Here is a 22,977-nt window from a genome sequence, read left to right on the forward strand (position 1 = left end):
ACGCCCGTACTTTGACGGTCCGACCAAGGAACGATTATGAAAGACCACTCATCGGTAGTGAAACCTACTACCTCAGATACGCCACAGTTCAGGCCGCTATTTAAACTCGGAATGCTTTTGGCGACTCCTGGCGCACTTGATCTGCTAGATCGCCACGGCATCAACGCTACAACTTATCTCACTCGGCATCACCAAGGGGACTTCGGCAGCATCTGTGCTGCTGATGCTAAAGAAAACCTGTTTGCCATCGAGCACGGACTTCGCATCTTATCCAGCTATGACGTCGCGAAGGAGCGACTTTGGATAATCACGGAAGCTGACCGCTCCTCCACCACACTGCTGCTGCCGTCGGAGTATTGAACATGACTAGGACATCTGACCCCGGACAAGACTTTCCGCCATCGGCATACGCTATCTGCAACCTTCTGCTCTTAATGCCACATCTTCCGCTCACCACAGAATCAGAAGTGGATTACGGCGCAGCAGACCCGGCCTTGCTTGTACAACTGGCAGACGCTGGTGATGCTGCACTTCTGATCATCCACATTGGGACTGCAGCAGTTGGCCGGCTATTAGCAAGAGCTGCTACAGATCCGTTTGGTGAGGAGGAACTTGCTGATGTTGTCGAGTCATTAGGCTGGCTCGTGGCAGAGCTCAATGACCTCGCAACTGTCGCACACAAGATTTCAGGCCGCTGCCGCCAACTTACCTACGACTATGCGCCAGAAATCGCGAGCTCGCTTCCCCTAGCTAAACCATAAGAACATAGATGGTGGCCTAGCGCCGCCAGATTCAAGCACTAGGCCGGCCATTTCGGATGGCATCCAACAAAGGAAATATGCATGAAAAAGTCAGCAGCTGTATCTTCCAAAACGCCAAAGCCTGAAAGCACGAAGGCAGCGCTTGAAACGCCGCTGGCTGCTTCGTCAGTATTGGTTGCCACTTACTCGGCGGCAGCGCAATCTGACGCCACCACACGGTCATACGACGCGGACATACGGCACTTCCGAATGAATGGCGGCAAGATCCCAGCGACTGCGAAGATGGTTGCTGAATACTTGGCGAACTTTGCCAGTACAAATGCGGTGGCAACTCTACAGCACCGCTTAATCGCCATCCACCGGGCGCATATTGATAAGCATCTTCCATCGCCGGTCATGGATCATCTCGTCAAGCGGACCATGCAAGGCATCCGTCGAACGATGGGAACAAAACAACGCAGGGTAACAGCGTTAGTTAAAGATGATTTGCTAGAGATGATGGTCTACGTCGATCAACAACTACCGCTCAAGGCGGCGCGAGATAAGGCCCTACTGTTGATTGGCTTTGCCGGAGCATTTCGACGATCTGAGTTGGTTGGGTTACGCTACGAAGACATCACCCGATACGACACCGGATTAGAACTTCTTCTTCGGCGCTCAAAGACCGATCAGGAGGGTATTGGGCGCACTGTATTTATTCCGCATGCACGAGGCAGTCGCTGCCCAGTTAAGGCACTCCTAACCTGGCTTGATATTGCTGGAATAGAGAGCGGTCCACTTTTCAGAGCGATCAATCGGCACGATCAGATTGTAGGCGAAAAGGCCCTTACGCCGCAGTCAGTGGCACTGATCGTCAAGTCCGCGGTGCGGGTAATTAAAGGCGATGTCGCCGCGCAGTCGGTGGCAGGGCACTCGTTGCGTTCAGGTTTCGTGACCGAGGCTGCTACCGTGGGCCTTCAGTCATATCAGATTCGTGAGCAGACGGGTCATACTTCCGATGTGACACTAGCCCGCTATATTCGTCCCGTCGCGAAGCGAAAGATTCCAAGTCTGCTTTGAAGTCCAATACGCTCAATCATGTCGGTTGACCTAAACATACGAGGACAACTGGCAAATGCACGGCACGATTCAAGTAAAATCTTGAGGTATCATGGACACCACCTTAACTCGCTCCGGATCACAATGAGTAAGCAAGTCAGCGTTGTTCGCCTTTCCCTATTCAAAGATAGCCAAGTTTCTTTTCTCGCCGCGCTGGATGACGCAAACATTCAACACCAACGCGTACACCTATTTTCATCTGGGGCTCAAGCTTCAGGAATAGTTGAAACTATCTCAGCACTGTCCGATGCAATGCCTTGGAATGCCCTAGCGAAAGTGATAGTGGCCTGGATAGATGCTCGTAAAAGTCGAGAAGTCCTGATTCAAACAGCAGACGGCAAAACAATTCATGCCAAAGGGTATTCGGCTGAAGACGTACAGAAATTCCTTCCAATCTCGGCGACGATTGCAGTCATCGACACAGGAGGTAGCGAAAATTCCGGAGCCAGATCGACTACCTAATAAGTTAACTTTCGTACTCCACCAGCTAGTCCTACCTGATAGGCGGCTTGCGCCCAACGCTACCCTTCAAATTAAGGATGACCAAGGCCGACTGTCCCTGAATCACTCTATGTCAGTAGCTCATATAATGATCGATGCATTATCAATCGATTCATATAATGGTGAATGAAATTCCGCATTCTCCAGTAGCCGACGGCAGTGCTAGGCAGATAAGAAATCGATGGATGCCACTTCACTTAACATTTGACGTAGTACGTCAGACTCCTTTTCTCCCACTTCGCTTTCAAATATTTCCTGTGCCTTCTGCCATTTGTATTTAGCCAGTTCCAAAACACGACGTCCTTCATCAGTCAACAGTACCTCTCTGCTTCGACGATCTTCGCCAGCGACCACTCGCACATATCCGCTCGATTCAAGAGGTCGAATGTTTTTTCCTATCGTAGCTCGTTCCATAATCATTTGCCTCGCCAATGCCCCAAGTGAGATTGGTTGCAAGCGTGCAACCTCCTCTAACACCATGTATTGAGTTGCTTTCAAGCCACAAGGTGCCAAAAGTTGGTCATAAAGTTGAGTCGCACGCCGCGCAGCTCGGCGTAAAGAATAGCAATTGCATCGAACAACCATCCGAAGTCCTCTTAAAAATTGTAATCGTATTTTGACATCTCTCTCCTAAGATGCATTCGAAAAATTAGTAGCATATGCGTATAATTAAAGAAAAAGTAAATTTTATCCCCTCGTACATAGGAGGTCGTGTGCGCAATTCAACTTCGATTCCGGTCATTAAGCTCAGTGATAAGTTATCTATTGGTCCACAGCCAATGCTCGCCGATTTCGCTCTACTTGCAGCGGAGGGCTATGATACGGTAATCAACAATAGACCAGGATTCGAAGACGCCATGCAGCCATCCCCAGAGGCCGAGGCGCAGGCAGCACAATCTGCGGGCATGGTCTATAAGTTCATTCCTATAACATTGGCAAACATCACTGAAGCGGACGTTCGAGCCTTTCAAGACGCAGTTGCAGGGACCGACGGAAGCGTGCTTGCTCACTGCAAAAGCGGCTTACGCTCTGCAACTTTGCACGTGATTGGTGAGGTACTTGATGGAAGACTCGCCCAAAACGAAATTCCGAAAATGGCCGACTATTGGCAACTAAACCTTTCTGAGGCGACGAGGTGGCTCGATCAGCATTCACAGCGTACTCCCCACGTCCACGGGTTTTATGACAACCGAACAGGCAGCGTTCAATACGTGATTGTCGATCCTAGCACCTTGCACTGCGCAGTTATCGATCCTGTGCTCGATTTCGATGAAAAATCTGGCTCAACGGCGACGGTTAGTGCCGATGCCATATTGGCGTTCATAGCAGATGAGGGGCTGTTTCTTGAGTGGATACTTGAAACGCATCCACACGCAGACCATTTCTCAGCGGCGCAATATATGAAGCGGCGCTCAGGAGCACTTGTTGCTACAAGCGCGCGCGTCGTAGAAGTACAACGGTTATGGCAGTCTATTTATAACCTACCGCAACTCTTAACAGATGGTTCGCAATGGGACCGTTTGTGGCTCGATGATGAAGTATTCACGATTGGCTCATTGGACGTGACTGTGCTTTCGTCTCCGGGGCACACCCCAGCATCCGTTACGTACCTAGCAGGTGATGCTGCCTTTGTCCACGACACCTTGTTCATGCCGGATTCAGGTACCGCACGAGCGGATTTTCCCGGCGGCGATGCAGGTCAGTTATGGGACTCAATTGCTGCTATTTTGAAGTTGCCTGATGCGACCAGGCTATTTACTGGTCATGACTATCCGCCAGACGGCCGCTCGCCTCGCTGGGAAACAACTGTTGCCGAGCAAAAAACGCGTAATGTCCACGTGGCGGGAAGCGACCGGGCACAATTTATCGCTCGCCGGGAAGGACGCGACCGCACATTACCTATGCCCAAGCTACTACTTCCCGCGCTGCAAATAAATATCGCCGCTGGGCATTTACCTGAGCAAGAGGCCAACGGTCGCAGTTATCTGAAGATTCCGCTGAACACATTTCCAGGCGTAGCCTGGTAACATCGATGAGGGAGCTACTATGGTTGATCAGTTGAACACAGCACTGCATAACGTTGAAATTCGTCGCGTCGGCACGAAGAACGGAGCGATTCATGTTCGTCATTTCCCTGGTAATGGCCCGGCCTTTCTGCTTCTTCACGGGTTCCCTGACAATTCCCGGATCTACGACGACCTTATTCCACATTTGGTCGCTGGCGGGCGTCAGGTGGTTGCAATAGATTTTCTCGGCTTTGGCGCATCCGAAAAACCAGCGGACGCGCAGTACAGCTTCGCGCAGCAAATAGCGGACGTAGAAGCGGTCGCAAAAGAACTTAACCTGCCGACCGTGATCCCGGTCGGACACGACGCCGGTGGCCCCGCTGCAATCAACTTCGCCCTCAAACATCCACAACAAACTGCTGCGGTTGTGGTGATTAACGCGTTTTATGGAGACGCGCCAGGATTGCTTGTGCCTGAGCTGATTGAGGTGTTTTCACACAAACCATTGAAGGCACTGCAGCAGCACTTTTTGCGCAGTCCAGAACAATTTGCTTGGCTTCTCAATTTTCAGAGGGAGCGTATGAGTGCTGATTTGACGGAGCAACAGAAACGTCGCTATCAGGAATTACTGGGGCCGGTCATTGATGAAAACTTCCGCCAGCAGCCGAGCGCAGGGCCTGCGTTTGCTCAAATGACTTATCAGCTTGGTGATGAGGTCGCGTCAAATACTGCACGCCTGGTTGAATTGCGACGTTCACATGTACCATTCACTTTTGTGTGGGGGCGTAACGATCCGTACCTACATGTCACGGTTGCGGAGTATATGTGCTCTCAAGTTCGGCAAGGAGTCTTGCACGTTCTTGATGCAGGGCACTGGCCCCAGATCGATGAGTCCAGTGCAGTTGCGAATATTATGCTTGGGGTTCGCTGAGCGTTTGACGAGCGGCTTTTCTTCGTTCCAGCGCTTCGAAGACTGCCATGCCTACAACCATCGCGGCAGTGAATATCATCAGTTTGCTGCCGCCGCTTAGTAGCGAGGCAAGTGCCGGGCCCGGACAGAAGCCTGCCAGACCCCAGCCCACACCAAACATCAGGCTACCCAGAACCAAGCGGCGTTCGATATTACTCGCGATAGGCAGCTGCATGACATCGCCTAGAAACGAACGCTCTCGCTTTGATGCGCGCTGAAAAGCAATCGATCCGACGAGGATTGCCCCGAGCATAACCAATCCCAGTGAGGGGTCCCACCATCCCTTCAAATCCAAAAAGCCTTGTACTTTTTCCGGATCGGTCATGCCGGAAACGATTAGACCTAGGCCAAAAACTAAACCAGCCATAAGTGAACTCAAAAGTTGCATTGGATACCTTTCAAACTTAAAGAACCACATGACGCAAAATATAAACAGCAACAAAGCCAGCGAGCATGAAGGCGGCGGTGGCAACAAATGAGCGGGGCGAGCGGCGCGACAATCCACAAACTCCATGACCGCTAGTGCAGCCGGCGCCGTATCGGGTACCGATGCCAACCAGCAGACCAGAGCAAACTAATTGGATTGTGCTTGCTTGAATGTGAATCGTTGGCAGCGGTTCGTAAAGGCCGTAGACCAATGGAGCAATAACCAACCCAGCCAGAAATGCTATCCGCCAGCCGATGTCTCTGCGAACTGGTCTCAATAGACCACCGAGAATCCCGCTAATGCCGGCAACTCGACCATTGAACAAGATAAGTAGTGCGACCGATACGCCGATTAATAGACCGCCAGCCAGCGCGGTCCATGGCGTGAAATGAGACCAGTCTATATACAATATAGGCTCCTTTATGAGTTGTACATGAGCAGCGCTCACAGCTTTTTCAGATTCAGTCCTTTGCGGATCGCAGAGTCGACCGGCCCTGCGGGCATGAAGCGACGCAGCTTGCTTAGCAAAGAGGCTTGTCCCTTCGGTGTCCGGCGCATCTTCCACGGACCAAGAGCTGCTTCTACGATAGCAACTGCTACCGAGTCTGGTGCCGGTGCGTTGTTCACGTGATTGGCGACTGCGTCAGAAGCGGCCCGCCGCTCTTCGTCGTAATCGCTTATTTTGGAAGCTGCTTTTGGCGCGTTAAGGTCCAAGTTGGTGCGGGTGTAGTATGGCTCGACCAATATCACCCGCACACCAAACTGGCGCACTTCGTGATCCAGGCTCTCCGAGAGCCCCTCAACGGCATGCTTAGATGCCGAATACAAACCCATATATGGCGCGGGTAAAAATCCCAATACGGAGCTGAGATTTATAATTTTTCCGCTTCCTTGCTGGCGCATTTGAGGAAGCACGGCTTGCGTTGTGCGCAATACACCAAACACATTTACGTCAAACATCGACTGGGCTTCAGACACCGAAGTTTCCTCTACTGCGCCGACGAGCGACACCCCCGCATTATTTACGAGCACATCAATGCGCCGGGCAAGTTTAACGATCTTCTGCATCGCCTGAGTCACGGACTCGGTGTCGCGAACATCCATTTCTATTAGTGTGACTCCTGGCAGCGGATCGACGCGTTCAATAGCGCGCACTGTGCCGTAAACCTCACAGCCACTTTCAGCAAATTGTTGTGCCGTAGCGCGGCCAATACCGGACGAAACGCCGGTCACTACAACGACTAAAGACTTGGACATGGTGATTCCCCTTATTGAGCAGAATTGGAATGCTTGTGGTTCGCTGTGACATCACGAATAAAGCTGAGAAACTCTGGTGACTGGCTGACGTCAGTCCCCATAGTCTGAATGGCTTGCAGAGTCGCCAAGTACGACCACTCGTGTTCTCTAGCCTGGTGCAAGGCCCACATAACGGATGCGCGCGCGCCACTTGCACAGTGCAGCAAGTACGGCCCGGAATCCTGTTGCAGTTGATTTTGGAGTTGATCGAGCGACAAGGTTGAGAGCGCGTGTTTATCGACAGCGATATTCACGTACTGCATGCCCGCTGCCATCACCACCTCGCGATTGGTGTCCCCTGTCTCGGCAGGCATACGGAAGTCAATCACGGTGCGCACGCCTTGCTCTTTGAGAACAGCTAAGTCGCGATGATCCGGCTGCGCACCGACGTGCACTTTATTGGTTAACTGAAATGTCTTCATGGCTTCACCTTTGAATTTAGAGTTCAATCAGAATCTAAAAATAGATTATACTAAAACTCTAAGTGCGGCAAGAAAAATAGCAAAGTGGAGTGAAAAATCATGAAAAAGTCAAAGATCGAGACGTTGGATACTCGTAGGCGAATAGTGAGGACCGCTACGAGGATGTTTTTGGCAAATGGGCTGGCCGAGACAGGCATCGCCAGCATCATGTCGGCGGTGGGATTGACTCAAGGAGGCTTCTATCGCCACTTCAAATCCAAAGAACATTTGATTGCCGAAGCAAACATCGCTGCAAATGATCGGATGTTTGACTATTTCAGTGCTGCGGTAGACGGCAAGAACCCGTCAGAGGCGCTTGACCTTGTCGTCGCGCTCTATCTTGACCAGGTCGGCAGTACAGGCGCAGAGGACATGTGTCCACTACCAAACTTGGGAAGTGAACTGCGCCGGTCCGACAAGCTGGTTCGAGACGCGGCAATGACAGGTTATCAGCGTCTGGTGGAATTTTTTGCCGCACTGGCCATCGAGCTTGGTGCTGCAGAGCCATCGAAGCTGGCTGAAGCCATCGTCGCTACGATGGTTGGGGCCGTAATGTTAGCAAAACTGGCGGTAACCCCCGAAGCTGCTCGGGTCATTCTTGGCAACGCCAGGCGCACGGTGCAACTCATGGTGCCGACCAGGCTTAAAGAGGAGTAGGCATATGGACAGAAAAAAGACTTGAAATTTATAGAGTTCAGATGTACTCTAAATTTAGTGGTTATATGAACTCTAATTCAATTTTCAGGAAAATTATGAAAACGACATTTTCACCTCCTCGCATCTTCGGCGCGGCGCTCCTGTTGGGCCTTGCCGCATGCAGCCATCCTGAGCAACCACAGGCGAGCCCGCCCAAGGTTGCTTGGTTCACCGCGCAAGCGGCCAATGCCGGTGGTGCCAATTTCACTGGTGTAGTCCATGCCCGCACGGAAAGCAATCTTGGGTTCCGGGTAAACGGAAAGATCGTGGAACGTCTGGTAGATCCTGGGCAAGTTGTGCACAAGGGACAGCCGTTAATGCGCATCGACGCCGTCGATTACGATCTGGCATTGGCCGCGGCACGTTCTGCTGTCGATGCCGCCCAAGCACGCCAAGTTCAGGCCGTGGCGGAGGAAGCGCGACTACGTAATTTGTTGAACAATGGGGCCATCTCAACCCAAGCATACGAGCAATCCAAAGCAGCCGCAGACACCGCGATCGCCCAGACTAAGGCAGAAACCGCAAGGGCGCGAGAAACGGAACATCAACGTGACTATGCGGTGCTGGTCGCGGACATGGATGGTGTCGTTCTGGACGTCCCTGCGGATGTCGGCCAAGTGGTAGGCGCCGGCCAAGCTGTCGTGAAGCTCGCGCGCCAAGGTGCGCGCGAAGCGCTGATTTATCTGCCCGAGCAGGAACTGGCGCTGGCCAAGCGCCCAGCAAGCGCCACGCTTTATAGCGATCCCGGCAAACCGGTTTCGGCCACACTGCGCGAACTAGCGGCCGTTGCTGACCCACAAACCCGCACCTTTCTGGCACGTTACACACTAGGTGGCAGTGCCAGCCAGGCGCCATTAGGCGCCACCGTTACAGTACGCATTGATGGCGCCGCATCTGCGGACATTGTGGTCCCGATCAGCGCGCTGACCGACCAGGGACATGGCCCCGGTGTGTGGGTCATCGACAGCAAAACCTCCACCATTACGCTACGTCCGGTGCAAGTGTCGCAACTGGGTGAAGAGCAGGCTTATCTATCACAGGGCCTGATGGCTGGTGAGCGGGCGGTGGCAGTCGGAGGCCATCTCCTCAAGACAGGCCAAAAGGTACAGTTGCTGGTTGAAACCAAGAATGGGAGCGGCTCATGAGCGGATTTAATCTCTCCGCGTTCGGGGTGCGCGAACGCGCTATCACGCTGTTCATGATCGTCGCCATCAGTGTGGCCGGCATCTTTGCTTTCTTCCGTTTAGGGCGTGCAGAGGACCCGAGCTTTGTGGTCAAAGTCATGACTGTCGCAGCTAGCTGGCCCGGTGCGACCGCACAGGAGATGCAGACGCAAGTTGCTGACCGATTGGAAAAGAGGTTGCAGGAATTGGAAGCCTACGACCGTGTGGAAACAATCTCACGTCCCGGCCTCGTTACCATGAAGTTGTATCTAAAAGATGATACACGCCCCAAGATGGTGGAAGAACAGTTCTACCAGGTCCGTAAAAAGCTGGGTGATGAGGTTGCCTATCTACCGCACGGGGTCAACGGGCCATTCATTAACGACGAGTACTCGGACATCTATTTCTCGCTTTTCTCACTGTCCGCAAACAAGCTCCCGCACCGCGAGCTGGTACTAAAAGCGGAAGATATCCGCCAACGCCTGCTGCGTGTGCCAGGAGTGCAGAAAGTGAACATTCTGGGCGAGCAGCAGCAAAGGATTTTCGTCGAGATTTCGCACGAACGCCTTGCTACCCTCGGCATTAAAGCACAGGCCATCATCGATGCGCTTGGTAAGCAAAATAACGTGACCTCGGCAGGCTTTGTGGAGACCGCGGGGCCGCGCGTGCAGCTGCGTCTGGATGGTGCCATCGACAGCTTGGACGCTGTCAGGGCCATCCCCGTGGTTGGGGTTGATCGCACGTTGAAATTGGGAGATATCGCTACCGTGCGACGCGGTTATGAGGACCCCGCCAGCTTCACCATACGCACGCAAGGTGAACCATCGCTGGTACTGGGCGTGGTAATGAAGCACGGATACAACGGTTTACAGCTGGGTCATGATCTGGGCGGCATGCAAGCGGCGCTGCGCTCCGAACTGGCGACCGGCATTGAACTGAACCAAGTCGCCGACCAGTCACAGGCTATCAAAGCTGCCATCAACGAGTTCATGATTAAGTTCGTGGTCGCTCTGGCGGTAGTGATCGCCGTCAGCCTTGTAACGCTGGGCTGGCGCGTCGGTATTGTCGTTGCGGCGGCTGTTCCGCTGACACTGGGGGCAGTGTTTGTCATCATGTTGGTGACCGGGCGTGATTTCGATCGCATCACGCTTGGTGCACTGATCCTGTCGCTTGGCTTACTGGTGGACGATGCGATTATTGCCATTGAAATGATGGTCGTGAAGATGGAGGAGGGGCTCACCCGTGTAGCGTCCGCTACCTACGCATGGACTGCCACTGCAGCGCCGATGTTGTCGGGCACGCTACTGACCATCATCGGCTTTCTCCCAGTTGGCTTCGCGCGCTCCACTGCTGGCGAGTACGCTGGGAATATCTTCTGGGTCGTGGCCTTCGCACTGATTACATCGTGGGTCGTAGCGGTCCTGTTCATTCCCTATATGGGCGTCAAGATGCTGCCCGATATTCCGGCCAAAGCTGGCGGCCACGATGCCATCTACAATACCTCCAACTATCAGCGCTTGCGCACGCTGGTACGCTGGTGCGTCGATCATAAATGGGTTACTGCATCGATCACAGTTGGCATATTCCTGTTGGCGGTTGTTGGCATGGGCGGTGTGCAGAAGCAGTTCTTCCCGAATTCAGAACGCCCTGAGTTAACGCTGGAAGTTAATCTTCCGCCTGGAAGCTCGTACAGCGCAACTGACGCCGCCGTGCGCCAAATCGAGACTGCTTTACGTAAAGAGCCGGAAGCGCAAATTGTGTCGAGCTATGTGGGCCAGGGAACGCCACGGTTTTTCCTGTCGGTGAACCCAGAATTGCCCAACCCAGCATTTGCGCAGATGATTGTCCTGACAGCCGGCCCCCATGAGCGTGACATTCTCAAGGAGAAAATCCGCGCGATGATTGCCGACGGACGTTTCCCACAAGCCCGCGTGCGGGTCAGCCAATTTCTGTTTGGACCTCCAGTGCCTTATCCCGTGCTGTTCCGCGTGGTTGGTCCAGACCTGAACCAGGTTCGTCAGATTGCAGAGCAAGTGCGCACGGTCATGGCGAAAAACCCGAATATGCGCGATGTACACCTAGACTGGGGGAATATGACTCCGTCGCTGCACCTTGCATTGGACCAGGAGCGTTTGCGTCAAGTAGGCCTGTCGCCTCGCGACGCTGCCAACCAGTTGCAGGCCATGTTGAACGGTATTCCTGCAACGCAGGTGCGCGAAGGCTTGCGCACTGTGGATGTGTTGCTCCGTAGCCCGCACGCGGAGCGCACCAATCTGGCCGATATCCACAACCTCACGTTGACCACCGACAGTGGTGCCACCATCCCGTTGTCGCAGGTGGCACATCTGGAAACCAGCACAGAAGATGAGGTCTTGAAACGCTATAACCGCGAAACCTATATCGCTGTTCAGGGCGATATCAAGGACGGTACCCAGCCTCCGGACGTGACAAAGGAAATTCTGCCTACGTTGGAGACAATCAAGACCGGCCTGCCAGCAGGTTATCGCATTGATACCGGTGGTGCGGTCGAGGAAAGTGCCAAGGCCGACGCGGCGCTGGCCAAACTTTTCCCACTGATGATTATTCTCATGCTGACCGTGATCATGATTCAGGTACGTTCCTTCGCCACTATGTGGATGGTGTTTGCCACAGCGCCGCTGGGTCTCGTAGGCGCAGTACCGACCTTGCTACTGTTCCACCAGCCGTTTGGCTTTAACGCGATCCTGGGCCTGATCGGATTGGCTGGAATATTGATGCGCAATACGCTCATCCTCGTGGACCAGATCCAGCATGACCTGCACGCTGGTCTCACTCCATACGAGGCGGTAATCGAATCGACTGTGCGCCGTTCACGGCCCGTGATTCTAACCGCTGCTGCCGCCATGCTAGCTTTCATTCCGCTGACTCACTCTAGTTTCTGGGGGCCGCTAGCGTATGTGTTGATTGGTGGCGTTGGCGTGGGTACGGTCCTGACTCTGCTGTTCCTTCCCGCGCTGTATTCGCTGTGGTTCAAGGTAAGTAAACACCCCGCTCCGGCGGCTGAGGTTATCGACATGGAGGCAGCATGACCATCATTCAAAAAATAAGCCGTAGCTCGGTACTGATTGCCATGTTGTTGGCAGGTTGCTCTCTCGCGCCAACCTATGAACGCCCAATCTCGCCAGTAGCCGAGGCCTGGCCAGCTGCGGTCGCAATGCAAAAAAAGGAGGAAGGCACAGCCCCTCACGATCTGCCTTGGCAGGATTTTTTCAAGGATGAACAGCTGAAGCAGCTGATCGGTGTGGCATTGGAACGTAATCGTGACCTGCGCGTGGCGACGCTGAATATCGAGCGCACCCGCTCCCTGTATCAGGTCCAGTCTGCCGATCGACTTCCGAACATCAACCTAGGCTTGAGCGGTTCACGGCAACAGGTCCCCGACTTGGTAGCTCCTGGTGGCCACGGTGGTACGTTCACCAGTTACACCGCAGGTTTGGGCTTAAGCGCGTTTGAACTGGACTTATTCGGGCGAGTACGCAATCTGTCCGGCGCGGCGCTGGAACGCTTCGCCGCCACCCAGGAAGGTCAGCGCGCAGCGCAAATCAGCTTGGTAGCACAGGTAGCCTACAGCTATGAAGCCGTACTGGCAGACGAGCATCTACTTGCGTTGAGCCGACAGACGCTGAGCAGCCGTGACGCCTCACATCAACGCCAGATCGAACTGCGTGCATCCGGCGCCACTTCGGATTATGACCTACGTCAATCCGAATCGTTGCTGGCGGCCGCGAAGGTCGCAGTGCTGCAGGCGCAACGTCAGCGTGCCCTGGATGAGAACGCGCTGGTGGTGTTGATAGGTGGCGCGGTGCCAGCCGCATTGCTGCCTGATGTAAATAAGACTTGGGACAGCGAGGCCATTTCGGCTTTGCCGGCCGGGCTACCATCCGACTTACTGAACTCACGTCCTGACATCCGCCAGCAGGAAGCGTTGTTACGGGCAGCTAATGCAAATATCGGTGCCGCTCGCGCTGCCTTTTTCCCTCGCATCAGTTTGACAAGTGCTTTTGGCTCTTCCAGCAATGAGCTGAGTGGCTTGTTTGATTCAGGAAGTCGCGCCTGGAGCTTTCAACCATTGATCTCCTTGCCGATATTTGATGGTGGCCGCAATAGCGCCAATCTAGGTGTCGCTTTGGCTGACCGCGATATCGCGGTGGCACAGTATGAAAAGACTGTACAAATCGCGTTCCGGGAGGTAGCTGACGCATTAGCGGGGCACGCAACCCTATATGATGAACTACGTGCTGTCAAAGCCCAAGAGCATGCGGAGCATGTGCGTCACGATTTGGCAAAGCTGCGTTATGAAAGCGGTGAAGCGAGCTATCTCGAATATCTTGACGCTCAGCGAACTTTATTTGCGGCCCAGCAGCAAACAATACGTACTAGCCTAACTGAACTACAGAATCGTATTACCTTGTACAAATCATTGGGGGGCGGTTGGAGTACACCGCCACAATAATAGGGTTGAAGAAGCCGGGTCACTATCTTGCCCATGGTGGCCCAGCTTCGAACGCATCTAGTTGTGAGGAGGGATGTCATGAAATTCTCGCGCCGCTGTTCACTCATTTTGTTCTTACTGTTACCGGATTTAGCGGACGCAGCCGGTCCGACAGAGCGAGTTGAGCGTACTATCGTCATGTCGACGTTGGCACCAATGTCGATGGGAAAGCCACTCTCTTTGAACGCGCAGATTTATTCTGAAGCTTTTCATCGCCTTGGCTACCGTTTGGTCGTGATGCCGTTGCCGCCGCTGCGAGCCACTATGTTGATAGAGTTAGGCCTGATTGATGGAGAGCTGGAGCGCAGCACTGAATATGGCATCGCTCATCCCAGTCTATTGCGTATCGACGAGGTGTCTCAATTTCGGACTTTGGCCGCGTATGTTCGAGATGGCAGTATCAAGACGTTCGGCTGGAGTTCGTTCAATTCTTCAGGGCATCGTTTTGAATACAGAATGGGCATCCATGTTGCCGAAGCGGGTATGGCAAACCTCGTTCCAAATGGACAGGTGTCGACGATAAATAACACCACGCAGGGCTTGCGGAAATTGGCTTTAGGGCGCACAGATGTCTACATCGATTTCGACGAGCGCGTAAGCTTGGAAATGAAGACAAACCCGCTGTTGCAAGATCAACGCATCTACAGATCGGGTACTGTGCAACGGGTCAGACTCCATGCATATCTGAACCAGAAAAACGCCGCTTTAGCACCACGTCTGGTGGAGGTGCTAAGTGCCATGAAACGAGAGGGGGTTGTTGCAAATTATGAGCGGGCCGTAAAAAGCGAAACCAATTCCTACCTAGCTAGTAGGTAGCAGCTCACGTTGTCGCTTTGTGACGATCACGACCGCGAGTAGCACTCTCCAGTATCAAGTTCACCGTATTTTTTGCGTTATCCAGAATTGCCGACGACAGATCGGACTCCAAGGTTAGACGTGACAGGGATACCGCGCCGACGAGGACAGCTACAATCGCCTCTGCAATTCCCATGTAGTCTCCATAATCCAATCGAATTAAGTAAGCAGCAAACATCTTAACGAAGCGGTGATAGCCTTCCGTTACGACATTCTTGATTAGTTCGTCCGCATTACGAATTTCGCTGGACAAATTTGCCATAGGGCATAAAACACTCGATTCAGGATTTTGATGTTGGTGCAAATAGCAATGCACTATCAGATCGACAGCATCCCGAGGAGACTTGCCAACAGTGACGGAGTCAAAAGTGTTTAATATCAAATCGAAGGCCGCCGAGCTCGCCTCTGCGACGAGATGTTCTTTGGACTCGAAATGACGATAGAAGCCCCCTTGAGTGAGTCCCGCAGCAACCATCACGTCTGCGATTGCGGTTTCTGCGATACCGTTCTTTAGAAATAGACCAGATGCAGTTGCCAAAATTCGTCTACGAGTTTCAGCCGCTTCCGCATTTGACTTCCGCACATCTTTCTCCATCAATAAATTAGAGTTTAATTATAATCCAAATTCGCGATGGTCTACCTACGAGAAGTCTCCTTTGCAGCTAGGACGATCTATTGGTACTCGACAGACTCCATACTTGAGCCAATGCAGAGTTAGTTCAGGTCAGTGTGATAAGGGGCACGAACATCTGCAACTGGCCAGAACTCGGAGGTCGTAGTGCGCATGCAGCACCTGCAAGTCCGGCGATACGCGTCTAGTGCAAAATCAAGTTGCGGAATATTGCGCACACCGCTGGTCACTGTCTGACGAAGGACATAGGGGCACCGACCAAAGCCGGCGACTATTCGCGCGTTTTCCTTGACTCCAGCAGCAACCTCGTCCCGATTATTGGGAATCGGTGGCCTCTGCCCCGAAGCGCCTGTATGACATCTCCTCAGGAATGATCAACTTGGCCTGAAAAAGCACTAAGCCTTCACTTACAGACCGACGACGGATTAGGGGCGGAAGCGATATTCGCTAGCTGACCGTGCTATCGTGGCGTAGCGTGTGAAGGCATGTAAGCGTGTTTTGCACCTTACAGAAGCCACGATATACGCAGCACCGTTCAAGTCGTTAGCTATCGAAAACACACAATTAACACTACCAAAATCAAGCAACCAACACCCTAAAAAAGAGGGAATTGAAACCCAATCAAGCGACCAATGTCCTTACATGAGCCATTACTCTCGCCGCCAGATTAAAAAGATCATTTGCAGAAATTTGATGCTCTTCCGACAGTTTAAATACCTCTTCATGCTTACCGATACCTCTTCTACCTGGGTCTGGGTATCGGCCCGCCCAATAAACAAAATGCGTCAACAGTTCCAAGATAGCTAGGTCTTTAATGTTAAGCTCTTTGATAAAGCTCGCTAGCTTGCGAAGCTGGTGATGCTGATAATCCCGCTCGGATACTGAGTATGCATCAATACCATCGCGCAAAATAATCATAGCTTTCAAACACACTTCCAAACTATACCCGACTAACATCAGTGCCACAGCGCAGTATTGAGTGTCACAGATCCCTCGAATTTCAACAGGTGAATTTTCAAAGGCTGGCTCATGCTTTAAGAGAACGATTGCAGCTTGAGTCATTGCTTCAGCCTGAGCCAGCCATAAGATAGGATTCTTTAAGTCCTCGCTGGTCGGCGCTTTAAAGGGATCAATCTCAGCTCCGTGAGCCCCCGCTAGCATTGCCCAGCGCATCCAGGCTGAACGACTATAACCCCCAGGATCATTGCTGAACATGTCTCGGCTCGGTAAGGTTGGATCATGCATCTTGAGTTCCTCGTAACTTCTAAATATCGACAACTGGTAGATCTCTTTAGCGGTAACATACCAGTACTGGCTTGCGTGCCGTGATGATCGTAATCACCAGCCCTTAACTTCTAGAGTTCACGGCTGCTTTCGCAATGAACAACACAAATGGAGTGTAGACTGCTCTTCCATCCACGGGTTTGCTAACGCCTTTAGGTCTCGGCACCACACCTCTGAACTCCTCAGGAAAAGTGTAAATCGCACGAAAAACCGGTTTGGGCGTTAGTTCTGCGAGCTTAGTAGCACAGGCGTTTTGCATTTTTCTCAGATCTTTATTTAGATCAGTGAATTTTGCTCTATCGGCATTCCGGCGTCCGACGACAACCATTAGTGCGATAGAAATGGGAGCTCGGTAACGCTTGATGTCCTCGCGCTGGCGTGCACGGAGGTAATTTTGAGCAGTGCCGGCCTGATCTAGAACCTTGGCCCAGCGGTCCCTGATTTGCTTCGTCACAGCAGGCGACTCGCAATTCATACCGACCATTTTCAGTTCGACCGCTATGACTCGCCCTCCGTACCAAGCCAAAAAATCAACACGTCCATGCTTGGCACCCGGGGACAGATCACCTTCGTTCTTGTTCTCAATTGCAGCTAGACTTTGTTCCCTGTCTGAGCGGTCAATCCGGACCTCAGTCCTAGAGCGCGATGCTACTCGCGAAATTGCGGTGGCAAACAGCCCAGACATGACGCGTTCATTGGCTCTAAGCGGTGGGTCCAAGTCAAAGCGTCCCTCCATGTTGCCTCCAGAAGTGACTGCCATCATCTCGAACATTGTTTGCCGATAATTCTCTGCTGCGACTTCTACCAAAACATTACGTAAAAATCTGTTCAGATCCCCAACATGGGAATTCCTTGCAGACTGACCGTTGAAACCCTTCATAATTTGAAGCATAGATTTCCTTCAGGGTATTTACGTAAATTTTTGTGAAAGTGCCTTTAGCGACGAGTTGCAATTTCTTTGATAACCCATGTAACTTCGCGAGGACGACAGTAGAGGCATTGATAGTGATGAAGGACTTCAGTCCGAGTCACTGTGCGATCCTTATCGTCGTGACCTACCCAGCTACGGCCTTCTTCCTTACCTCGATAACTCGCATTGCCTTCGCCACAACTCGGGCAGCGGTTTCGTAGCAACCAGTGCCAGAATGTGACCCCAATAAAGAACAAGGCGCCGCAATAAATCCACAACTCCCAGCGTGCAAACAACCACCAGGACATGAACTCAACCCCAGCAGCTTTAGTAATGAGGAAACGCAGTCCAGCAGCTAACGCGAGAGCTATGATGCCACCCCACTTTGCAACAGATTCCATAAATCCCTCTTAGTTGAATTGCCATATGGCAATCTAATTTTAACGAGATATCTCGAAGACTGCCATACAAAGATTTACATCTCACGGTACTACTGGCATCCTGTTGTGCAGCTAATGCTGCACCGTCGAGTTACGAAACACTTTTTCCATTCATTGTCTTGCCATTGCCTATGTGATAACGTAGGATGTTATTTAATAGCAATCTACTCTTGCTCAAACATAACTCAAGGAGCCTGTAATTGCCGACAGCAGCATCCATTTCCGTCAGGGAAACGCTCGCGCTCTTTGACACTCAATTCTCGGGGCTAAGCAAGGGGACCGCTCAAGGTGAGTATGCATTTTGGCTAGGATCAGGCATTTCGCGTGAACGAGTTGTTGGACTGGATGGCGTCCTCGCCACGCTGATTGAGTTTCTGCAGAAAAAAGTTACGCCGGTACCAGCATGCGGATATAGAGCGGCCCTCGATAAGATTATTAGCATGGCGGCCCCTTCGGCGGCAGAGCAGGCACAAATCGACTACGCACAGCCAGCGACGAGTTGGCCATGCTTTAAGGACTTATTGAAGCGCTTGTGGAATCAGTATTCAGCAGTCTTGTCCGTTGAAATACCTGGCGAAAAGCTAGACTTCCTGCTTTGGGTGGGTTTGGATTTTCCGAAAACCTTCAGTGCTCAACAGCCGGATGCTGAACATCTTGCGATTGGAATGCTTGCTCTGGAGGGCGCTGTCTCTGAACTCGCCACTGCTAACTGGGATGGCTTACTTGAAGCAGCTATCCAGGAACTTGGATATGACAAAACGTTCTATCAAATTGTGGTAACTGGCGCGGAGGTTCGCAACCCTGCGGCAGCGGCTAATCTTTACAAATTCCACGGCTGCGCACTAAGAGCTATCGATAATGAGGTTGAATATCGACCACTGCTGGTTGCTCGTACTGCTCAGATCACAGGCTGGAAGAGTAACGCAACGTTTAAGATCACTCGCGATCAGCTGAGCGCTCTCGTTCAAAGGCGCAAAACGCTTATGATTGGCATGTCCGCACAAGATGAAAACATCAAGCATCTCTTCGCGTCTATGAACGAGGTGAAGGGATGGAAATGGACTGACAAACCTAGTCCGATTGTTTTTTCCGCGCAGGAGTTGGGGGATGACCAGAAAAACGTCCTGATCGGAGCTTACGGAGAAGCAGAATATGAAGCGCACCGTGACGAGATATGTGAAGCTGCTCGATTCCAGGCGTATGCGAAGCCACTGCTTCTTGGCTTACTTCTCCATGTTCTAACTGCAAAACTAGAAATCCTTGCTAGCGTCGCTCCGGCCCCCAATCTCGACTTACCATCACGCGCAGCTATTGCTGATGGGCTTAAAATACTGCGCAACCGTATAGCGGAGGCAGGAAATGCGGACAGACTTGCGCTTGTAAGATCGATAGCGGCAAACCTAGCTCGTGCGCGCCATCAGCTTCAAAATGGGAGTAGTGATGTTGGTGTCCAGCCCTATTTTCCAATCGATACCGAGCCAGCACATCGGCTGGCCAACAAGCTCGCTTTGAAAAGCTCAGGACAGCAAGAGGCCGCTGTAGCTTTGGGACTCATCGGAATGGAAGAACAAGCAACAAACTGGACATGCTCAGTAGATGATCCTTCACTTCCAACAACCGGAGCGCTTCGGCTTACTTCGACGAACGCAACCGCTCGGGTTTTCTTCGCAGCCAATGACGCTACGGTGACAAGCCTTCTCGATACTGGTGCGTTTGACGAAACGGATTCCGACGCAGTCATCGTCTGCTCCGGGAAAATCTCTGGACGGCAGCAGCGAAATCCGAGTGCTACTATGCGTACCGGCACATTAGGACCACGCTATATCGCTTTTGGCCCACTACTGAATAGTGCTGATGACCTCGCAAAGCTACGAGATCAATTTCGAGGAGAGCTAGGATTATGAGGACCTCTGACCACGTTCTCGAAATTCTCACAAAGGAGGGCGGCTATCGCCAACTGCCTAAGCCATTCAAGGTTGGCACTCTTCCCTTCGAGTTTACGCACGCACTCGTCGGTACTGATCGAGCTAATGATCTTGTTATTGTTATCGACCTCAATGACAATAACTTCGATGAGATGGCTACCAGAAAAGTAATGGCGCTAACGCGTGCTCTCGACGTGATAGGATCGAAAAGACCTGTCACTGCGGTTCTCACATCAGGGAATCCGCACTCTAAAACGGTTCAAGCAATCAGTAAAGTATCCCGAGTCCTTCCGATTGGCTCACCAGTAGGTCCAAACGCAGTTAATTCCATACGTGAGTGGCTGTCTGTATTGCTGCCCTTAGTTCAGCAATCTTCAATTGAGGCAATGCTTAATTGGGCAACGGATCTTAGTGTCGCCACTCCAGCGCTTACCGGAAACGAATTCATGAAATCAGTTGTGGATGCTGCATTGCATGGCAAGGCTGCGGTAGAAACAGTATTGGCCGATTCCATCACAAGTTCTATCGATACCGCCTTATCCGACAAGGGGGATAAAACATGAGCACTAGGCTGAGTCATCTCACCATAGAAAATTTCCGAAGTATACGAGGCAAGATTGACATACCACTTGATGCTCAGGTCGTGTTGATCCACGGAACAAACGGCATGGGAAAGACAAGTGTGCTTTCTGCAATCGAACTTGGCCTAACTGGGAAAATAGCTCACCTTGCAGCTAACGGCTCTGGATATCAGGCGTATCTAAGCACACTCGACAGTGGCGGTGGCACCATCGAGCTCACCACTACCGCCCCCCCAGGTGGCGTCGGCAATACGTCCGGAAAACTGTCATTCTCTGACAATAGCTTTATTCCAACGCCTGTCTTAGATGATAAAAGTGCGCGTTTTTTTGCGGAGCGCTGTTACTTGCCTCAGGCGACGCTAGGCCGGCTGCTAGAAGTTTATAACGCTAAAAATACTGGACCAGCTTCGCCATTGACTCTGTTCGTAAAAGAATTACTAGGTCTCGACCCACTAGATGCATTGATTGATGGCCTGGACCATGCGTTCAATGTAACGCGTGTACGCAAGCTGGTGCCTGATTTCGTCAGTCTAGAGAAAACTAAGACGTCATTAGAGGAAGAAAGTGGGCGCACCGACTTAGCAATCGTGGAAGCAACAAAAATAGCCAACGAACGATTAATCAGTTTGAACGAGGCGTTGCAATCATCGTTTATAACTCTGGACGAAGCCCCTACAATCGTCACCGCCGCTACTGATCTTGTCCAGCTCAAATCGCAGCTTGATTCTGTGCGCGACACTGACCGTCGGCTGACTGACCTAAGTCGGACTCGTTCTGAACTGCGAGCCTTGCAAGAAAGGTGGAAAGCACTTGCGACAGCGCCTTCTGGTCAGGACCAAGCGACTAAAGAAAAGGACGATTTGCTGGCAACCGAGGCGCTAGCTACATGGCAAGCAGGTCAAGGGCGCACGTTAGGCGAAGCAATCCAACTGGCCAGAACACACTTCTCCGACCTGCCTTCCTTTGAGGATGCTCCAGAGGAAAGTCGGTCTGAAGCTCAGCGACGTGCTCAAGCGGAGGCTGACAGGTGCGAGCGAATAATATCTAGCCACAATGTGGCCATTGCTCAGGTGGCAGACCTTAACGCAGTTGTGCAGAAGGCTTCGACGCGCATAGATGAACTAAACGTTAGTCTTTCCGGAGCAGCAAGTGACGCAAAATCGCTGGCTAACTCGTTGGCCGGCCTGAGCGCTCATATTGGTGATGAGACCTGTCCGGTATGCAGCCGAAACTATGCAGAGTTAAGCGCTGGCTCCCTTTCTGCTCATGTAGCTGCCAAAATCGAATCTCTATCTAACCAAGCTGTACAGCTTCAAGCACTAGCAGCATCACGCGCCGAAGAGACCACTCGTTTGGGAACCGCGCAGCGTGCCTTGCTCAGCGCAGTCAACAAGCAACTCTCTTCAGAGGATCTGGAAAAAATCACCCAGCGTAATACCCTAATGACAGGTCTGGTCCAAACGTTATCAAACCTAAAGGAAACCAGCGCAGAAACAATGAGGCTATTGAGTAGGGCGGCAACTGCCAGACAAGCAGTAATAACAGGTCGACGTCGCGATCAGCAGTTGGCTCAGCTGTTTCCCGAAGTAGAGACGGTGATAAACGAAATCTTACAAGTCTCCCACAATAGCTTCCAAAACATTGAGGATGCTCTTGCTGAGGCGAGTCGCGTCATTGATGAGCGCGTCTTACAAGTAGAGAGAATTGCATCCAGTAGGATTAGGGCTGGCTCTGAATTGGATATGAGAATCCGTGACCTCGCACAAATCGCCACTTTGCGTTCCGCTCGCAGTGAAACCGTCACACGTATCAAAAAACTTGAGGATGGTTTAAAGGAAATCGACAACACCCGTACTCGTTCCAAGAAGATTTCAGAAGCAGCCAGCAAAGTGCGATCAGACATCGTAACAAAAGTGTTCAATACATCGCTCAACAAAGCTTGGCGTGACCTATTCATGCGCCTAGCGCCATCCGAGCAATTCGTACCTGCCTTCCGACTCCCTGCTAGCAACAACGGGAAGGTCGAAGCTATACTCGAAACCCTACATCGATCCGGTAAGGCGTCCGGCTCGCCGGGGGCTATGCTTAGTCAAGGCAATCTCAACACTGCTGCGTTGACACTTTTCCTTGCATTACACCTTTCCGTTCCAGTTCGTATGCCTTTGCTTCTACTTGACGATCCGGTTCAATCTATGGATGACGTTCACATCGCCCAATTCGCGGCACTTCTTCGTTCTTTGTCAAAAGGGTTAAATCGCCAAATAGTGATCGCAGTTCATGAGCGGGCACTCTTCGAGTACCTATCCCTTGAGCTAAGTCCCGCTTTCCCTGGCGATAGTCTAGTAACGGTTGAGATCGGTCGTGACTTCGATGGAAAATCCGCTGTCACTTCGCACACATTCACGTTTGAAGATGATCATGCAATCGCTGCCTAGCTGCTA

General features: G+C 52.0%; 22 protein-coding genes. 14 read left to right on the forward strand and 8 right to left on the reverse strand.

Annotated elements, in window-relative coordinates:
- Positions 1 to 36 precede the first annotated feature (36 nt).
- The 4 genes from GJ698_RS25920 (at position 37) to GJ698_RS25935 (ending at position 2,321) form a co-directional block, all read left to right on the forward strand.
- Positions 37 to 360, forward strand: coding sequence for a hypothetical protein (locus GJ698_RS25920; protein WP_154360755.1), 324 nt, complete (start codon positions 37 to 39; stop codon positions 358 to 360).
- A gap of 2 nt (positions 361 to 362) precedes the next feature.
- On the forward strand, positions 363 to 761 hold the full coding sequence (locus GJ698_RS25925; protein WP_154360756.1) for a hypothetical protein: 399 nt from the start codon (positions 363 to 365) through the stop codon (positions 759 to 761).
- Positions 762 to 842: 81 nt separating this feature from the next.
- The gene (locus GJ698_RS25930) at positions 843 to 1,820 is read left to right on the forward strand and encodes a site-specific integrase (protein WP_229260176.1); all 978 of its coding nucleotides are present in this window, start codon (positions 843 to 845) and stop codon (positions 1,818 to 1,820) included.
- Between the two features lie 123 nt (positions 1,821 to 1,943).
- Positions 1,944 to 2,321, forward strand: coding sequence for an effector-associated constant component EACC1 (locus tag GJ698_RS25935; protein WP_154360757.1), 378 nt, complete (start codon positions 1,944 to 1,946; stop codon positions 2,319 to 2,321).
- A 201-nt stretch (positions 2,322 to 2,522) separates the two neighbouring features.
- Here GJ698_RS25935 and GJ698_RS25940 read toward each other — a convergent pair whose 3' ends face one another.
- A complete protein-coding gene (locus GJ698_RS25940) occupies positions 2,523 to 2,858 on the reverse strand; it encodes a MarR family winged helix-turn-helix transcriptional regulator (RefSeq protein ID WP_166454949.1) in 336 nt (111 codons plus the stop codon).
- A gap of 215 nt (positions 2,859 to 3,073) precedes the next feature.
- On the opposite strand from GJ698_RS25940, the gene blh reads away from it, so the two are divergent.
- Together blh and GJ698_RS25950 are read left to right on the forward strand one after the other, a co-directional pair.
- A complete protein-coding gene (gene blh / locus GJ698_RS31210; RefSeq protein WP_208023882.1) occupies positions 3,074 to 4,387 on the forward strand; it encodes a bifunctional sulfur transferase/dioxygenase Blh in 1,314 nt (437 codons plus the stop codon).
- A 19-nt stretch (positions 4,388 to 4,406) separates the two neighbouring features.
- Positions 4,407 to 5,297, forward strand: coding sequence for an alpha/beta fold hydrolase (locus GJ698_RS25950; protein WP_154360760.1), 891 nt, complete (start codon positions 4,407 to 4,409; stop codon positions 5,295 to 5,297).
- Here the strand turns inward: GJ698_RS25950 and GJ698_RS25955 are convergent.
- Genes GJ698_RS25955 through GJ698_RS25970 form a run of 4 tightly spaced genes read right to left on the reverse strand, consistent with a single transcriptional unit; the run spans position 5,278 to position 7,481 of the window.
- The gene (locus tag GJ698_RS25955) at positions 5,278 to 5,724 is read right to left on the reverse strand and encodes a YeeE/YedE family protein (RefSeq protein ID WP_154360761.1); all 447 of its coding nucleotides are present in this window, start codon (positions 5,722 to 5,724) and stop codon (positions 5,278 to 5,280) included. The two genes, GJ698_RS25950 and GJ698_RS25955, sit on opposite strands and share 20 nt — an antisense overlap.
- A gap of 16 nt (positions 5,725 to 5,740) precedes the next feature.
- Complete coding sequence (locus GJ698_RS25960; RefSeq protein ID WP_154360762.1) at positions 5,741 to 6,172, reverse strand: YeeE/YedE family protein; 432 nt, start codon at positions 6,170 to 6,172, stop codon at positions 5,741 to 5,743.
- Positions 6,173 to 6,207: 35 nt separating this feature from the next.
- The gene (locus tag GJ698_RS25965) at positions 6,208 to 7,020 is read right to left on the reverse strand and encodes an oxidoreductase (RefSeq protein WP_154360763.1); all 813 of its coding nucleotides are present in this window, start codon (positions 7,018 to 7,020) and stop codon (positions 6,208 to 6,210) included.
- An 11-nt stretch (positions 7,021 to 7,031) separates the two neighbouring features.
- Positions 7,032 to 7,481, reverse strand: a complete 450-nt coding sequence (locus GJ698_RS25970) for a protein tyrosine phosphatase family protein (protein WP_154360764.1) — start codon at positions 7,479 to 7,481, stop codon at positions 7,032 to 7,034.
- Positions 7,482 to 7,580: 99 nt separating this feature from the next.
- Here GJ698_RS25970 and GJ698_RS25975 point away from each other — a divergent pair, with 99 nt between their 5' ends.
- From GJ698_RS25975 to GJ698_RS25995, 5 genes are all read left to right on the forward strand, one after another.
- Entirely contained in the window at positions 7,581 to 8,177 is a 597-nt protein-coding gene (locus GJ698_RS25975) for a TetR/AcrR family transcriptional regulator (RefSeq protein WP_154360765.1), read from the forward strand.
- 41 nt (positions 8,178 to 8,218) lie between these two features.
- Complete coding sequence (locus GJ698_RS25980) at positions 8,219 to 9,361, forward strand: efflux RND transporter periplasmic adaptor subunit (RefSeq protein ID WP_229260177.1); 1,143 nt, start codon at positions 8,219 to 8,221, stop codon at positions 9,359 to 9,361.
- Positions 9,358 to 12,447, forward strand: coding sequence for an efflux RND transporter permease subunit (locus GJ698_RS25985; protein WP_154360766.1), 3,090 nt, complete (start codon positions 9,358 to 9,360; stop codon positions 12,445 to 12,447). The genes GJ698_RS25980 and GJ698_RS25985 overlap by 4 nt, the downstream gene beginning before the upstream one ends.
- Complete coding sequence (locus tag GJ698_RS25990; RefSeq protein ID WP_154360767.1) at positions 12,444 to 13,871, forward strand: efflux transporter outer membrane subunit; 1,428 nt, start codon at positions 12,444 to 12,446, stop codon at positions 13,869 to 13,871. Before GJ698_RS25985 ends, GJ698_RS25990 begins: the two co-directional genes overlap by 4 nt.
- 78 nt (positions 13,872 to 13,949) lie before the next feature.
- Positions 13,950 to 14,726: a transporter substrate-binding domain-containing protein gene (locus GJ698_RS25995; RefSeq protein WP_154360768.1), complete on the forward strand. Its 777-nt coding sequence runs from the start codon at positions 13,950 to 13,952 to the stop codon at positions 14,724 to 14,726.
- Positions 14,727 to 14,730: 4 nt separating this feature from the next.
- Here the strand turns inward: GJ698_RS25995 and GJ698_RS26000 are convergent, their stop codons facing one another.
- The 3 genes from GJ698_RS26000 to GJ698_RS26010 all read right to left on the reverse strand — a co-directional run bounded on the left by GJ698_RS26000 (position 14,731) and on the right by GJ698_RS26010 (position 17,572).
- Positions 14,731 to 15,360 carry a TetR/AcrR family transcriptional regulator gene (locus GJ698_RS26000; RefSeq protein WP_154360769.1) on the reverse strand — a complete coding sequence of 210 codons (630 nt, stop codon included), beginning with the start codon at positions 15,358 to 15,360 and terminating at the stop codon, positions 14,731 to 14,733.
- Positions 15,361 to 16,017: 657 nt separating this feature from the next.
- Entirely contained in the window at positions 16,018 to 16,641 is a 624-nt protein-coding gene (locus GJ698_RS26005) for a hypothetical protein (RefSeq protein ID WP_154360770.1), read from the reverse strand.
- Between the two features lie 103 nt (positions 16,642 to 16,744).
- Positions 16,745 to 17,572 carry a hypothetical protein gene (locus tag GJ698_RS26010; protein ID WP_154360771.1) on the reverse strand — a complete coding sequence of 276 codons (828 nt, stop codon included), beginning with the start codon at positions 17,570 to 17,572 and terminating at the stop codon, positions 16,745 to 16,747.
- Positions 17,573 to 18,230: 658 nt separating this feature from the next.
- Between GJ698_RS26010 and GJ698_RS26015 the strand changes: the two genes are divergently transcribed.
- From GJ698_RS26015 to GJ698_RS26025, 3 genes are read left to right on the forward strand one after another with little or no spacing between them, the layout of a single operon-like run.
- The gene (locus GJ698_RS26015; RefSeq protein ID WP_154360772.1) at positions 18,231 to 19,934 is read left to right on the forward strand and encodes an SIR2 family protein; all 1,704 of its coding nucleotides are present in this window, start codon (positions 18,231 to 18,233) and stop codon (positions 19,932 to 19,934) included.
- Complete coding sequence (locus GJ698_RS26020) at positions 19,931 to 20,518, forward strand: hypothetical protein (RefSeq protein WP_154360773.1); 588 nt, start codon at positions 19,931 to 19,933, stop codon at positions 20,516 to 20,518. Before GJ698_RS26015 ends, GJ698_RS26020 begins: the two co-directional genes overlap by 4 nt.
- Positions 20,515 to 22,971 (forward strand): AAA family ATPase, encoded by a 2,457-nt coding sequence (locus tag GJ698_RS26025; protein ID WP_154360774.1) that lies wholly within the window; start codon positions 20,515 to 20,517, stop codon positions 22,969 to 22,971. Before GJ698_RS26020 ends, GJ698_RS26025 begins: the two co-directional genes overlap by 4 nt.
- The last annotated feature ends 6 nt before the right edge of the window (positions 22,972 to 22,977 follow it).

Origin of the sequence: Duganella aquatilis, from assembly GCF_009674565.1 — a bacterium.
In the GTDB taxonomy this organism is placed as follows: Bacteria; Pseudomonadota; Gammaproteobacteria; order Burkholderiales; family Burkholderiaceae_D; genus Rugamonas; species Rugamonas aquatilis.